Below are 14,044 nucleotides of genomic sequence, written 5' to 3'. Positions count from 1 at the left end.
GGTAGGGGGCAATTTCCACCCCAAAATGCGGGGGAGCACCCCTGCCGCTGGATCACGCCCCTTGTCTTGACGCGCGACGCATGATGGACCATCTGCGAGCAAGCACGGGAGCATCGGATGGCGAAACCCTCAACCCTGGCCTTCGTCCAGCAATCGCTGGCGCTGCATGATGCCGGACGCTCGGACGAAGCGATGGCGCGGCTGAACCGGCTGCTCATGGACCGGCCGAAGGATATCCTTGGGCTGATGGGCATGGCGCGGGTGCTTAACCGCGTGGGGCGCCCGGCCCAGGCGCTGACCTATGGCGAGAAGCTGTTGAAGCTTGCCCCGCAACTCGCCGATACCCACCAGGAACTCGCCGAAAGCCATTGCCGCCTGCGCCAGTTCGACGAGGCATTGAAGCATGCCAAACGCGGCATGGCGATCGCGCCGCGCAATCCAGACATGCTTTATGTTGCTGCGACCGTCTACGAGCGGCTGGAACGCTACGAAGATGCCATCGCATGCATCAAGACCGCGCTGAAGATCCGGCCCCGACACATGCAGTCGCGATTGCTGCTGGCCTCCAACCTGCGCTCGGCAGGAAAACTGGAGGAATGTGCGACGCTCTGCCGGGAGATTTTCGCCGAGGATCCAGACAACTTCTTCGTCCAGAACATCTATAACAGGGCGGTCAAATTCACCGAAGACGACCCGATCTTCCTGTACTTGCGCGATGTCATGGTGCCGGCCGTGCGCAAGGCTGGCGGGCAGTATCACGGCCCGCTTCTGAAATTCCTCGCAAAGGCCGAGGACGATCTGGGTCACTATGATCTGGCCATCCAGCTATTCGCCGAGGCCAAGGAGGCGGACGGGAAAAAGCATGAGGGCCCGGCCTACTTGCGCTTCGTCAACGACATGACGGGGATGACGCGGGCCGATTTCTTTGGCCGCATCGGGGCCGAGGGCGAGACGCCGGTGTTCATCGTGGGCCTGCCGCGCTGTGGCAGCACGCTGTTGGAACAGATCCTGTCCAGCCATCCGCGGATTGACGGTATCGGTGAAAGCGGGCTGATGCGCGGCATCCGGGACCATCTCCGTGTTGGCGACAATGAAGGGGCAAAACTGGTCGAGGCCATTCGCGGCCTGACCCCTGCCAAGGCGCAGGAGGCCGGGGGGCACTATCTGCAGAAATCGAACGAAGCGGCCAATGGCGCGCTGCGTATCGTCGACAAGAACCTGCACAACTTCGAACTTCTGGGGCTGGCCGCGCGGATCCTGCCCGGTGTGCGGGTGTTGCACGCCACGCGCGATCCGATGGATCATTGTGTCTCGATGTACATGCAGCCGCTGAACGACTGGCACAGCTACACCCAGGATTTCACCAGCCTCGGGCGCTACTTCATCCAGTATCGCCGCCTGATGGAGCATTGGTCAAAGGTGTTGCCCATCCCGATCATGGAAGTGCCATACGAGCAGGTGGTGGCCGATACCGAAGGCATGGCGCGCAAGGTGATCGATTTCCTTGGCCTGCCCTGGGACGATGCCTGCCTCGACTTCCAGAAGAACGAAAAGCGGGTCAAGACGCTGTCTGTCGCGCAGGTGCGCCAGCCGGTCTACACGACCTCGGTCAAGCGATGGAAACGCTACGAGGCGGCGCTGGACCCGTTGAAGGAAGAGCTCAAGGGGTTCTATCCCGACGGGTTTTGACGGCGTCCCCATGGGGACAAATCGCAAAGCATTGATTTGAAATAACGATCCAGACCGCAGTCAGCCGAACATGCGGTTGCCCTGCTCGTCGATCACCAGCTTCGCCTTGGCGATGGCGGCCTTCACCGCCTCGTCGCGGGATTCCAGCACATCGGCGCGAACAAGCGTGTGGGTCTTGGGCACACCATCCACCTCGCCACCGATCCGCGCGGAGATACGAAAGCCCTTGCCTTCGCGGATGGGCGTCGGCGTGATCTCGTAACCCTTGTATTCCACGGCTTCGTCGCTGTCGCCCGCCGGCGCGGCCTGGCCCCCGAAGAGGCGCGAGAGAAATGGCATGGGCAGGCTCCGTTTCTGGACCACTTGGGATGCTAACCGGAAAAGGCCCTGCGAGGAAGTGCGGCCGTTCCTGTTGAAGGGAATATCAGCGCCGGACCAATCGGGCTTTGAACCAGGGGACCAACTCGTCAAACCCGACACGGCCGCTAGCGACATCGACGATCAGGTCATCGAACCGCTCCTTTGGATCAAGGTTCAGATGGTAACCACTACGTCGAATAAACAGGTCCGTTATCAGCAAAGCGGTCCGCTTGTTGCCATCCACGAAGCCGTGGTTCTGGACAAGCGAACGAAGAAGGGCGGCCGCCTTGCGCGAAATAGATCGGTGATAGCCGGCATAGGGCAAGCTTATGGCGGACTCTATCCCACCGAGGTTCACCACCCCTGCCCTGCCGCCATAGGTCAAGGCTTCGTCATGCGCCGCAATCACATCAGCAAGCCTGACGCGGTAGTGCATCTACCGATCTACGAGGCGCTTCAGGGCGTCGCGGTGGGTGGATGAAGAGTCTTTGATCACTCGTTGGGTCAGAGCAGAGGCCGCGGGCACCTTGGCGTGGACAGTAGATGCCTTATGCGGTTTTCCAATTGAGGTTTTGGGGCTTTTCCCCTGCGTGAGCGATTTTGTCATTTGATCCCTCACTGATCCAGGAAACTCCGCAGCTTGCGTGACCGGCTCGGGTGCTTCAGTTTGCGCAGCGCCTTGGCCTCGATCTGGCGGATGCGTTCGCGGGTCACGCTGAACTGCTGGCCGACCTCTTCCAGCGTGTGGTCGGTGTTCATGCCGATGCCGAAGCGCATCCGCAGGACGCGTTCCTCGCGTGGCGTCAGCGAGGCCAGAACGCGGGTCGTGGTTTCCTTCAGGTTTTCCTGAATCGCGGAATCCAGCGGCAGGATCGCGTTCTTGTCCTCGATGAAATCGCCCAGTTGGCTGTCTTCCTCGTCGCCAATCGGGGTTTCCAGCGAAATCGGCTCCTTGGCGATCTTCATCACCTTGCGGACCTTCTCCAGCGGCATCTGGAGTTTCTCGGCCAGTTCCTCGGGCGTCGGTTCGCGGCCGATCTCGTGCAGCATCTGGCGGCCGGTGCGCACCAGCTTGTTGATCGTCTCGATCATGTGGACCGGGATGCGGATGGTGCGCGCCTGGTCGGCGATGGACCGGGTGATCGCCTGCCGGATCCACCACGTCGCATAGGTCGAGAACTTGTAGCCGCGGCGATATTCGAACTTATCGACGGCCTTCATCAGGCCGATGTTGCCTTCCTGGATCAGGTCAAGGAACTGCAATCCGCGGTTGGTGTATTTCTTGGCAATCGAAATCACGAGGCGCAAGTTGGCCTCGACCATTTCTTTCTTGGCCTGCCGGGCCTCTTTCTCGCCCTTCTGGACCTGGGCCACGATGCGGCGGAACTCGGTGATGTCGACGCCGACATACTGGCCCACCTGTGCCATCTCGGCGCGCAACTCTTCAATCTTGTCAGTCGAACGTTCGACCAGCGCCTGCCAGCCGCGCCCGGCCTTCGCGGCCATGTCTTCCAGCCATGTCGGGTCCAGTTCCCGGCCGCGGTATTCGTCGATGAACTCGCGCCGGTTGATGCGGGCCTGATCGGCCAGCTTCACCATGTTGCTATCAATCGACATGATCCGGCGGTTGATCCCGTAAAGCTGGTCGATCAGCGCCTCGATGCGGTTGTTGTGCAGGTGAAGGCTGTTGACCAGTTCAACGATCTCGGAACGCAGTTTCTGATAGCGGTCCTCGTCGCGCTCGGAAAAGCTTTCGTCTTCGTTCAGGGTCGCCGACATGCGGGCGTCCTGCATTTCCGACAGTTTGGAGAAGTCGCGCGCGATAACCTCCAGCGTCTCCAGCACCCGCGGCTTCAGCGCGGTTTCCATCGCGGCCAGGCTCATGTTGGCCTGTTCTTCGTCGTCCTCGTCGTCTTCCTTGGAAATCGGGTTGCCATCGGCATCAAGCTCGGGCGTTTCTTCGCGTGTCTTGGTCTCGGTAGCGCTGGTTTCAACAACCGGTTCCTCGTCGTCGTCGAGCCCCAACTGGTTGCCGAACGTCGTCTCAAGGTCGATCACGTCGCGCAGCAGGATGTCCTCGGACAGCAGCTCGTCGCGCCAGATAGTGATGGCGTGGAAAGTCAGCGGGCTTTCGCAAAGTCCCGCGATCATCGTGTTGCGCCCGGCTTCGATCCGCTTGGCGATGGCAATCTCACCCTCGCGGCTGAGCAGCTCGACCGAGCCCATCTCGCGCAGGTACATGCGCACCGGATCGTCGGTGCGGTCCAGCTTCTCGGTTTCCGAACCGGCCAGCGCAACGTCGCGGTTGCCGCCCAGCGGCACCACGTCGGTCGAACCCTGCGGCCCGTCCGTCTCTTCGCTTTCTTCTTCCTCGGTAACCTGGATGCCCATTTCCGAGAGCATCGACATCACGTCCTCGATCTGGTCGGAACTGACCTGATCGGGTGGCAACACCGCGTTCAGCTGGTCATAGGTGATGTAGCCCCGCTCGCGCGCGTCGGCGATCATCTTCTTGACCGCGGTCTGGCTCATGTCCAGCGAGATGTCGCTGTCCTGGTCCACGTCCTTGCTTTCGTCGGTGTCTTTAGCGGCCATCGCGGGCTCCTCGAAGAAGGGTCAAAGGCGGGACGGAAGGGTGATTCGCTTTTGCCGAATCAATCCGGATGCCAGGTGATTCGCAACCTCTGCGCAGCCGAATTCGCCGTGCTGTGGCGACTCAGTGCGAATCGGTCGGGCGTTCAGGCTTGGCGAAATCAATCTCGTCCATCAGTTTCTGGAACGCGTCGCGCTCGTCCTTGCGGATCTGCACACCGTTCGCCCCGGTCACGTATTCTCCGCGGTCCTCGGAACTTCCGTGGCCCGCGCGTTGAAGCGCCTGCGCCGCCTGGCCCAGCCGCCATGTCAGCCCCTCGTCGACCAGCCCGGACATATCCTCGACCGCGTCCGCGACCTCGCGTGCGTGGCCGCGCCGCGCATTGAGCTTGGCCAGTTCTTCGGCCAGGCACATGCGCGCGGTTTCGGGATCGCCGGGCCGGCGCACCGGGGGGCTGATGGCGACATGGCTTTGACGCATCAGCTTTTCAAGGGCTTCCGCACCGATTTCCGCGGCAAGTGCAGCCCCGGGATCGGGAACATCGGCCAGCCGCAGCAGCGCGTCGCGCAGACGCCGGTGCAGGGCAGAGTGCATATCCAGCCGCTCCAGCTCGCCCACGAATTCGGGCAGCACCACGGGCGTCGCGACAAGTGCAGCAAGGATGACGGCCTCGTGCAATTCCTCTGCCGTGCCATCGCCAGCCGCCAGTGCCGAGGCGCGGCTGGAGGCCATCGGCGCCATCTCGCGCCGCCACGGTTCGACCGGGCCAAAGCGGCTGCCACGGGCGGCGCCGGGCCGGAAGGGTGCGCGCTGCGGACGGAACAACGCGCGCGCCTTTTCACGCAGGGCCGAATCATAATGACCGCGCAGCCCGGCGTCGGGAATCACCGCGATCGCATCGCGCAGGGCCTTGTCCAACGCCGCGCGCCGCTCCGGGCTGTCAAAGACACGGCCCTCGGTCTCGCGCCGCCACAGCAACTCGACCAGCGGGACAGCGCCCTCGACGGCCTTGCGCATCGCGTCCGTCCCACGGTCACGGATCAGCTCGTCCGGGTCCTTGCCCTCGGGCAGCAGGGCAAAGCGCAACGAACGGCCCGCCTGCAGCAAAGGCAGCACCAGCCCGATCAGCCGCATCGCCGCCTTCAGCCCTGCCGCATCACCGTCCAGCGCGACAACCGGCTCGGGTGCGATGCGCCACAGCATCTCCAGCTGCGTCTCGGTCACGGCGGTGCCCAAGGGCGCGACAGCTCCGCCAAAACCTGCCTCGGCCAGCGCGATCACGTCCATGTAGCCTTCGGCCACGATCAGCGGCGCGCCCTTGCCCGCCGCCTCGCGCGCAGGGCCGTGGTTGTAAAGGCTGCGGCCCTTGTCGAAAAGCACCGTCTCGGGCGAATTGAGATACTTGGCGCTTTCGCCCGGATCCATCGCACGGCCGCCAAAGGCGATGGCGCGGCCCCGTGCATCGCGGATCGGGAACATGATGCGGTTGCGGAACACATCATAGGGCTTGCGCCCCTTGTCGGAGGGTTTCAGCAGCCCCGCCGCCAGCATGTCCGCCTCGGATACCCCCTTCGCTGCCAGCCCCTCGCGCAGCGTCTCCCAGCCGGGCGGGGCAAAGCCGATGCCCCAGCGGTCGCGCGCCGCCTCGTCAAGGCCCCGGCGGGCAAGGTAGGCGCGCGCCTCGGCCCCCGCGGCGGTCTTCAGTTGCAGCCGATAGAACTGCACCGCCTTTTCCATCACCTCGCTCAGCCGGCTGCGGGTGTCGGCCTTTTCCTGCGCGGCCGGGTCGCGTTCGGGCAGCGGCAGACCGGCCTCGCGCGCAAGGATCTCGATCGCCTCGACAAAGCTGACATTCTCGGATTGCTGCACGAAGGAAATCGCGTCGCCCTTGGCGTGGCAGCCGAAGCAATAGAAGAACCCCTTGCGGTCATCGACATGGAAAGAGGCGGTCTTTTCCTGATGGAACGGGCACGGCGCCCAAAGATCGCCCTTGCCGGGGTTGGATTTCTTGTTGTCCCAGATCACCTTGCGCCCGACCACCTGCGCAAGGCTCAACCGCGCGCGCAACTCGTCGATGAAGGCGGGGGACAGCGACATGGGCGGCATTATCCGCCCGCCTCAGGGCGAAGTCCAGCGCGCGCGCCGCGGCTTCATCTTGCTCCAAATACTCCCGCCGGAGGCTGGCCCCGCTGCAAAGCGGGGACATCGGCGCCCTCAGCCCCGCGCGGCCACGCCTGCCATTGCCTCGCCCAGCTCATGCACCAGCGTGCGCGCCATCGAACGGAAGACGAGGATGCGGAACGCCTCCGGCCCGGCCTTCGTGACATGCGCCTGCATGTGGCCCACCACCGTGCGGACACAGCCCCCCTCGGCCAGCGCGCGCAGGTCCACGGGCAGCAGGCGCGCCAGCACGTCCAGCGTGCCCGCCCCCTCGATCCGCACCGCGGCCCAGCCGTCCGTCTGGTCGGTGACGGCGGCAAGACCGGCGAGGTCGGGCACATCCGCGTCGATGACCAGCGCCTTGCCGGTTGCAAACCACGCGGCTTCGGCCCCCTTGCCGGTGATGCTGGTTCCCGGCGCGGGCCAACCTAAGCCCACCTTCTTCAGCGCCTTGCCGACCGCGGCAGCCTTGCCCGCGAAGGGCGCGATCGAGGCCATGCGGTCCATCTCGATCTCGGTCAGGGTGACGCTACCCTCGGTCACCGGCAAAAGCCCCGCGCAGGGGGTCAGCGCAATCAGTTTAGCCACGCAGGCGTCCTCCCTCGGGGTCGAAAAAGACCGGGTTCACGATCTCGCAGGTGGTGTCGACGCCGCGCAGATGATCGACCGCGCGGATCTTCTCGCCCAGCCGCGCGCGGCCATTCGCGACAAAGCCCAGCGCGATATGGCTGTCCAGCGTCGGCGACCAGCAGACGGAGGTGACATAGCCCTTGTCGTTCTGGCGCTTGGTCGCCGCGCCCTCGTCGAACAGATGCGCCCCGGCCGTGATGCGCGACGCCGGCTGCAGGGGTTTCAGCCCGACAAGCTGTTCGCGCCCCTCCTCCAGCAGCCCTGGACGGCGTGACGCGGCCTGCCCGATGCAGTCTTTCTTCTGGCTGACCATCCGGTCCATGCCGATGTCAAAGGCGGTGGTGCGGCCGTGGATCTCGGCATGGGTGATAAAGCCCTTCTCGATCCGCATGACGTTGAGCGCCTCCATCCCGTAGGGCCCGCCACCCAACACCTCGGCCTGCGCCAGAAGCAGCCGGTAAAGGCTTTCGCCATAGCGCGCGGGCACCGCCACCTCGTAGGCATGTTCGCCCGAGAACGAGATGCGGAACAGCCTTCCTGCCACGCCCGAGACGCTGACCGCGCCACAGCCCATGTAGGGAAAGGAGGTGTCGTCGATCGGGGTATCGAGCACGCCATTCAGGACGGCCCGCGCGCGCGGGCCCACGACGCTGAACTGCGCCCATTGCTCGGTCACCGAAATCATCTGTACGTCCAGATCGGGGCGCAGCACCTGCGCCACGAATTCCAGATGCCGCATCACCGGACCGGCGGCAGCGGTGGTGGTGGTCATCACGTAATGCGTCTCGCCCAGCCGCGCGGTCGTGCCGTCATCCATGACATGGCCATCCTCGCGCAGCATCAGGCCATAGCGCACCTTGCCTACTGGCAGGGTCGAGAAGGTGTTGGCATAGACGAAGTCGAGGAAGGCCGCGGCGTCTGGCCCCTGAATGTCGATCTTGCCCAGTGTCGAGACATCGCAGATGCCCACGGCGCTGCGCACCATCTTTACCTCGCGGTCGCAGGCCTCTTTCCACGTCCGCTCGCCCGGCCTCGGGAAATAGCTGGGGCGGTACCACAGTCCGGCCTCGATCATCGGTGCGCCGCGTTCGACGCTGGCCGCGTGCGAGGTGGTGAAGCGTTGCGGGGCAAAGCCCTTTCCCTGCGCCTGCGCGCCCATCGCGGCGATAGAGACCGGCACGTAGGGCGGGCGGAAGGTGGTTGTCCCGGTCTCGGGGATGCCACGGCCCGAGACATCGGCCAGCACTGCCAGGGCCGCGACGTTGGAGTTCTTGCCCTGATCGGTCGCCATGCCTTGGGTCGTGTAGCGCTTCATGTGCTCGACCGACCGGAAGTTCTCCTGCACCGCCAGCTTGATGTCCTTCACATGCACATCGTTCTGGAAATCCAGCCATTTGCGGCCCTTGCCGGGGATGTGCCACAGCGGCTCTATCGCGTAGGCACCATCCTCGGCCCGGGGCAGGTCGGCCTTGGTGGCGGACATGCCCAGATCGGCCAGCGTTTCTGCTGCCACCCGCGCCCCTTCGGCCAGACACCCAGCAGTCGAGAACGTGCCGTTGCAAGCGCCCGCGGCGACAAGCCCCGGTATGGCGCCGGGTTTGGGAACAAAGCTGGCGATATCCTCGCGCCACTCCGGCCGGCCGTTCATGTGACAGGTCAGGTGCACAGTGGGGTTCCAACCGCCCGACATCGCCAGACAATCGGTGGCAATCGTCCGGGTGCCGCCGCCATGCTGCACGGTGATGCGGGCAAGGCCCAAGCGGCCCGAGGTTGCCACCACGCGCCCGCCGGTCAGGACCGGATAATCGGCCTTCACCTCGATGCCCGTCCGGCTGTCGATAAGGGCTGCCACCTTCACGCCCGCCGCGGCAAGGTCTTGCGCGGTGCGATGGGCATCGTCGTTATTGCCGAAGATGGTGACGGCGCGGCCCGGCGCGACGCCCCAGCGATTGAGGTAGGCGCGCACGGCACCCGCAGCCATGATGCCGGGCCGGTCGTTGTTGGGAAATGCGATCGGCCGTTCCAGCGCGCCGGCGCAGAGGATCGCGCGCTTTGCGGCGATGCGCCAGAAACATTCCAGCGGCAGGTGCGGTTCGCGCGGGCGGTGCTGGCCCACCCGTTCCAGCGCGCCATAGGTGCCCTGGTCATAGGCGCCGGTGACGGTGGTCCGCGGCATCAGCCGCACGTTGGGCAGTGCGGCCAGCTCGGCCAGCACCTCCTCGGCCCAGAGGTGCCCCGGCTTGCCGTCGACCTCGCCCGTCTCGGCCAGCAGACGGCCGCCCATGCGAGAATCCTCGTCGGCGAGGATCACGTCGGCCCCCGCGCGCGCCGCCGTCAGCGCGGCCATCAGCCCGGTCGGCCCCGCGCCGATCACCAGCACGTCGCAGAAGGCAAAGGCGCGCTCGTAATGGTCGGGGTTGTTCCGGCCGTTGAGCGCGCCAAGGCCGGCAGCACGCCGGATGAACGGCTCGTAAAGCTTCTCCCAGAAACTTCGCGGCCACATGAAGGTCTTGTAATAGAACCCCGCGCCGAGGAAGGGCGAGATCAGGTCATTCACGCTGAGCACGTCACGCGCGAGCGAGGGCCAGCGGTTCTGGCTTTGCGCCACCAGCCCGTCGAACAGTTCCTGCGTGGTCGCGCGCTGGTTGGGTTCCGCCTGTGCGCCGGTGCCGATGGTCATCAGCGCGTTGGGCTCTTCCGACCCGGCGGTCAGGATGCCGCGCGGGCGGTGATACTTGAAGCTGCGCCCGACCAGCCGCACATCGTTGGCCAGCAGCGCCGAGGCCAGCGTATCGCCCGCGTAGCCGGTCATCCGCCGGTCGTCGAAAGTGAAGGTGACGCGCCGGCTGCGGTCGATCAGCCCCTTGCCCTCGACCCTCATCGCGCGGCCCCCGGGGCCAGCGTGGCGCCGTGCACGGCGTGGGTCACGGTGTCACGCTCCACCACCATCCATGCGCCGCAGCCCACCTCGTGCTGCCACAACTCGCGGCTTGTGCCAGCAGGGTTGTCGCGCAGGTGGATATAGGCGTCCCACGCGGCCTCGCCCGCGTCGCGCGCGGGACGGTCGGCCAGCACCGCGTTGCCGCCGTAATAGAATTCGCGCCGGTCGCGTTCGCCACAGATCGGGCAGGTGATCCGCATCTTTGTCCCCTAGTGCAAATTGTGTTGGGCGCCGGTGCCCTCTTCGTCCATCAGCCCGCGCCCGGTGCGGAAGCGGTCCAGCCGGAACTTGGCGGCGGGGGCGTGATGGGTGCCGGTGGCGATCAGGTGCGCGAAGGAATAGCCCGAGCCGGGCACCGCCTTGAACCCGCCGTAGCACCAGCCGCAATCGATGAAGAGGCCCTCGGTCTCGGTCTTGTCGATGATCGGGCTGCCATCGGGCGTCATGTCCATGATCCCGCCCCAGGACCGCAGCACCCGCGCCTTGCCGATCATCGGCATCAGCGTCATCGCGGCCTCCATCACGTGTTCCTTCATCGGCAGGTTGCCGCGCGCGGCGTAGGATGGGTAGAAATCCAGATCACCACCGAAGACCAGCCCGCCCTTGTCGGATTGGCTGATATAGAAGTGGCCCATGCCGAAGCTGACGACATGGTCGATCACCGGCTTCAGCCCCTCGGTGACGAAGGCCTGCAACACGTGGCTTTCGATCGGCAGCCGCATCCCGGCCATCGCGGCCACTTGGCCCGACCGGCCCGCTACCACGATTCCAACCTTCTTGGCCCGGATCGCCCCCCGCGTGGTCTGCACGCCTTTCACTTTTCCGCCCTCGATGTCGATCCCGGTGACTTCGCAGTTCTGGATCAGGTCAACACCGCGCCGGTCCGCGCCACGGGCATAGCCCCAGGCCACGGCATCGTGCCGGGCGGTGCCGCCGCGCGGATGCAGCAGCCCGCCGTAGATCGGGAAGCGGACGTTGTCGAAGTCGAGATAGGGCAGGTGTTTGCGCACGCCCTCGCGGTCGAGCAGGATCGCGTCATCGCCCTGGTTGATCATGGAATTGCCGCGCCGCACGAAGGCGTCGCGCTGCCCGTCGGAGTGGAACAGGTTGATCAGCCCGCGCTGAGAATGCATCACGTTGTAGTTCAGATCGGCCTCCAGCCCTTCCCACAACTTCAGGGAATGGCTGTAGAATTCGCTGTTGCCGGGCAGAAAGTAGTTGGCCCGGACGATGGTGGTGTTGCGGCCCACGTTGCCGCCGCCGAGATAGCCCTTTTCCAGCACCGCGACGTTGCGCAGCCCGTGTTCCTTGGCGAGGTAATAGGCGGTCGACAGGCCGTGGCCGCCGCCGCCGATGATGACGATGTCATATTCGGGCTTGGGTGCCGGGTCGCGCCAGACGGGTTTCCACCCTGTCTGGCCGGTCAGCCCTTCCCAGATCACCCGAAGCCCAGAATAGCCCATGCCCGCGCGCGCCCCTTGCCCGACTCTGTTGTCGGGGATGACCCTATCAAGCCCGTTGCGCCACCGAAACGTCGCTTTTCGACAAAGAGGCATCTGCCCGCGACCCCGGTTGATTCAGATCACCGTGCCGGGTCAGGATAAAGTGCAGGGTATGCCTGACACCGAGGCGAGGCAGCGACCGATGACGCGGGTCTTGTGCTATTCCTGGTCAGAACGGACGGCGCGGGTGGCTGCGGCCGTCGCGGCCGAACTTGCCGTCGAGATGGACAGGATCGTGGCACCGCGGGTGCGCGCCGGGGGCCTTTGGGGGATGCTGGTCTGGGGCCGGGCGGCGCGGGCCGGTGCCGATACGCCCGTCGAGGTGCCGCCTGTGGACTGGCCGCGTTTCGGCGCGCTGGTGCTGGCAGCACCGGTCTGGGCGGGCCGGGTCGCGGTGCCGATGGCCAGTTTCCTGCGCGCCCATCCGGCCCTGCCGCCGCGACTGGGGCTGGTGATGACCGGGGCTGATCCGCGCCGTCCGGCCGGCGCCTTTGCCGATTTCGCGCGATTGGCCGGGCGCGAACCGCTGGCCACGCTCTATGTCGCCCGCGCGCGGGTCGAGCGTGGCGATTTCGCGCCCGACATCGCTGAATTCTGCGCCGCGCTGGCGGCCGGTCCCTAAAGGCCCTTGGCGCGGTAGCTGGCCGCGACCTTGCCGATGGAAACGATGTAGGCAGCGGTGCGCAGGTCGTGCACCTCTGGCCGGCCATGCCAGACCGCGCGCATCGCCTGGTAGGCCGCACGCATCGTGTCGTCGAGGCCGGAGCGCACCAGTTCCAGCTCGCCAGCGCCGCGCAGGTAGGTTTCCTTGAACCCGGGCGACAGCTGCCATCCCAGCCCCTTGTCGGCGCTCAGCCGCTCCAACTCGTCCACCAGCAACTGGTGGCGCGCCTCCTCGGCGCGGCGCTGCAAGCGGCCAAAGCGGATATGGCTGAGGTTCTTGACCCATTCGAAGTAACTCACCGTCACGCCACCCGCGTTGGCATACATATCGGGGATGATGACGGTGCCCTTGTCGCGCAGCACCTCGTCGGCTCCGGCCGTGACGGGCCCGTTGGCGGCCTCGATGATCAGCGGCGCCTTGATCCGGGCGGCATTGCCCATATTGATCACGCCTTCCAGCGCCGCAGGGATCAGGATGTCGCACGTGGCCTCCAGCACGGTCGCGCCGTCCTTGAGGTATTTCACCTTCGGGTAGTCGGCCACACCGCCGTGTTTGCCGATCCACTGGCGCACCTTCTCGACATCCAGCCCTTCTTCGGAAAACAGCGCGCCGTCGCGTTCGATGATGCCGATGATCTTTGCGCCGTCTTCTTCCTGCAGGAACTTCGCGGCGTGATAGCCCACGTTACCAAGGCCTTGCACGATGATGCGCTTGCCCTCAAGGCCGCCTGTCAGCCCGGCCTTCGCGCAGTCCTCGGGGTGGCGGAAGAACTCGCGCAGGGCGTATTGCACGCCGCGCCCGGTGGCCTCGGTCCGGCCTTGGATGCCACCCGCGTTGATCGGCTTGCCGGTGACACAGGCAGCGGCGTTGATGTCGGTGGTGTTCATCCGCCGATACTGGTCGGCGATCCAGGCCATCTCGCGCTCGCCGGTGCCCATGTCGGGGGCGGGCACGTTCTGGCTGGGATGGATCAGGCTGCGCTTGACCAGTTCGTAGGTGAAGCGGCGAGTGATCTGCTCCATCTCGTGCTCTTCCCATTCGCGCGGGTCGATCCTTAGCCCCCCCTTGGAGCCGCCGAAGGGCGCGTCCACCAGCGCGCATTTGTAGGTCATCAGCGCCGCAAGCGCCTCGACCTCGTCCTGATGCACGCTCATCGCGTAGCGGATGCCGCCCTTGACCGGTTCCATGTGCTCGGAATGCACCGAACGGTAGCCGGTGAAGGTATGGATCTGCCCGCGCAGGCGCACACCGAACCGAACCGTGTAGGTCGAGTTGCAGACGCGGATCTTCTCCTCCAGCCCCGGGCTGAGATCCATCAGCGCGACAGCACGATTGAACATGATGTCGACGGATTCGCGGAAACTGGGCTCCAGCGGCATGGCAGGGGCAGTGGTCATGGGTGCGTTCCTTCCCGGACGTGCGGGCCGGCCCTCCTGCCGGACCCTCTGGGGGGACTTTAGCCAGCTTCGCTCGGCATTTGCCCAAAAAACGGGAGAAATACCGAA

General features: G+C 65.4%; 11 protein-coding genes. 2 read left to right on the top strand and 9 right to left on the bottom strand.

Annotated features, from left to right (window positions below; genetic code table 11):
- The first annotated feature begins 117 nt into the window (after nucleotides 1–117).
- A complete protein-coding gene (locus tag GC146_RS02715; protein WP_291834023.1) occupies nucleotides 118–1,689 on the top strand; it encodes a tetratricopeptide repeat-containing sulfotransferase family protein in 1,572 nt (523 codons plus the stop codon).
- A gap of 60 nt (nucleotides 1,690–1,749) precedes the next feature.
- On the opposite strand, the gene GC146_RS02710 is transcribed toward GC146_RS02715, so the two are convergent.
- The 8 genes from GC146_RS02710 to GC146_RS02675 form a co-directional block, all read right to left on the bottom strand.
- Nucleotides 1,750–2,028 carry an HlyU family transcriptional regulator gene (locus GC146_RS02710; protein ID WP_291834020.1) on the bottom strand — a complete coding sequence of 93 codons (279 nt, stop codon included), beginning with the start codon at nucleotides 2,026–2,028 and terminating at the stop codon, nucleotides 1,750–1,752.
- Between the two features lie 85 nt (nucleotides 2,029–2,113).
- Entirely contained in the window at nucleotides 2,114–2,485 is a 372-nt protein-coding gene (locus GC146_RS02705; protein ID WP_291834019.1) for a type II toxin-antitoxin system death-on-curing family toxin, read from the bottom strand.
- A 179-nt stretch (nucleotides 2,486–2,664) separates the two neighbouring features.
- Nucleotides 2,665–4,644 carry an RNA polymerase sigma factor RpoD gene (gene rpoD, locus GC146_RS02700; RefSeq protein WP_291834015.1) on the bottom strand — a complete coding sequence of 660 codons (1,980 nt, stop codon included), beginning with the start codon at nucleotides 4,642–4,644 and terminating at the stop codon, nucleotides 2,665–2,667.
- A gap of 121 nt (nucleotides 4,645–4,765) precedes the next feature.
- Entirely contained in the window at nucleotides 4,766–6,739 is a 1,974-nt protein-coding gene (dnaG, locus tag GC146_RS02695) for a DNA primase (RefSeq protein WP_291834012.1), read from the bottom strand.
- Between the two features lie 117 nt (nucleotides 6,740–6,856).
- The gene (locus GC146_RS02690) at nucleotides 6,857–7,390 is read right to left on the bottom strand and encodes a sarcosine oxidase subunit gamma (protein ID WP_291834009.1); all 534 of its coding nucleotides are present in this window, start codon (nucleotides 7,388–7,390) and stop codon (nucleotides 6,857–6,859) included.
- Nucleotides 7,383–10,313 carry a sarcosine oxidase subunit alpha family protein gene (locus GC146_RS02685; protein WP_291834007.1) on the bottom strand — a complete coding sequence of 977 codons (2,931 nt, stop codon included), beginning with the start codon at nucleotides 10,311–10,313 and terminating at the stop codon, nucleotides 7,383–7,385. The genes GC146_RS02690 and GC146_RS02685 overlap by 8 nt, the downstream gene beginning before the upstream one ends.
- The gene (locus GC146_RS02680) at nucleotides 10,310–10,573 is read right to left on the bottom strand and encodes a sarcosine oxidase subunit delta (protein WP_291834004.1); all 264 of its coding nucleotides are present in this window, start codon (nucleotides 10,571–10,573) and stop codon (nucleotides 10,310–10,312) included. The genes GC146_RS02685 and GC146_RS02680 overlap by 4 nt, the downstream gene beginning before the upstream one ends.
- Before the next feature lie 9 nt (nucleotides 10,574–10,582).
- Nucleotides 10,583–11,836, bottom strand: a complete 1,254-nt coding sequence (locus tag GC146_RS02675; RefSeq protein WP_291834002.1) for a sarcosine oxidase subunit beta family protein — start codon at nucleotides 11,834–11,836, stop codon at nucleotides 10,583–10,585.
- Nucleotides 11,837–12,017: 181 nt separating this feature from the next.
- Here GC146_RS02675 and GC146_RS02670 point away from each other — a divergent pair, with 181 nt between their 5' ends.
- Entirely contained in the window at nucleotides 12,018–12,497 is a 480-nt protein-coding gene (locus GC146_RS02670) for a hypothetical protein (RefSeq protein ID WP_291834000.1), read from the top strand.
- Here GC146_RS02670 and GC146_RS02665 read toward each other — a convergent pair.
- Entirely contained in the window at nucleotides 12,494–13,936 is a 1,443-nt protein-coding gene (locus GC146_RS02665) for a Glu/Leu/Phe/Val dehydrogenase (protein WP_291833997.1), read from the bottom strand. The genes GC146_RS02670 and GC146_RS02665 overlap by 4 nt on opposite strands.
- Nucleotides 13,937–14,044 lie beyond the last annotated feature (108 nt).

Origin of the sequence: Limimaricola sp., from assembly GCF_016125575.1 — a bacterium.
Lineage (GTDB): Bacteria > Pseudomonadota > Alphaproteobacteria > Rhodobacterales > Rhodobacteraceae > WGLM01.
The sequence above is the reverse complement of the archived record's forward strand: the minus strand, read 5'-3'. Positions and strand labels throughout refer to the sequence as shown.

What these genes read in the sequence shown, in the direction of transcription:
- GC146_RS02715 (WP_291834023.1), top strand. Translation starts at nt 118, where the DNA reads ATGGCGAAACCCTCAACCCTGGCCTTCGTCCAGCAATCGCTGGCGCTG.
- GC146_RS02710 (WP_291834020.1), bottom strand. Translation starts at nt 2,028, where the DNA reads ATGCCATTTCTCTCGCGCCTCTTCGGGGGCCAGGCCGCGCCGGCGGGC.
- GC146_RS02705 (WP_291834019.1), bottom strand. Translation starts at nt 2,485, where the DNA reads ATGCACTACCGCGTCAGGCTTGCTGATGTGATTGCGGCGCATGACGAA.
- rpoD (WP_291834015.1), bottom strand. Translation starts at nt 4,644, where the DNA reads ATGGCCGCTAAAGACACCGACGAAAGCAAGGACGTGGACCAGGACAGC.
- dnaG (WP_291834012.1), bottom strand. Translation starts at nt 6,739, where the DNA reads ATGTCGCTGTCCCCCGCCTTCATCGACGAGTTGCGCGCGCGGTTGAGC.
- GC146_RS02685 (WP_291834007.1), bottom strand. Translation starts at nt 10,313, where the DNA reads ATGAGGGTCGAGGGCAAGGGGCTGATCGACCGCAGCCGGCGCGTCACC.
- GC146_RS02680 (WP_291834004.1), bottom strand. Translation starts at nt 10,573, where the DNA reads ATGCGGATCACCTGCCCGATCTGTGGCGAACGCGACCGGCGCGAATTC.
- GC146_RS02675 (WP_291834002.1), bottom strand. Translation starts at nt 11,836, where the DNA reads ATGGGCTATTCTGGGCTTCGGGTGATCTGGGAAGGGCTGACCGGCCAG.
- GC146_RS02670 (WP_291834000.1), top strand. Translation starts at nt 12,018, where the DNA reads ATGACGCGGGTCTTGTGCTATTCCTGGTCAGAACGGACGGCGCGGGTG.
- GC146_RS02665 (WP_291833997.1), bottom strand. Translation starts at nt 13,936, where the DNA reads ATGACCACTGCCCCTGCCATGCCGCTGGAGCCCAGTTTCCGCGAATCC.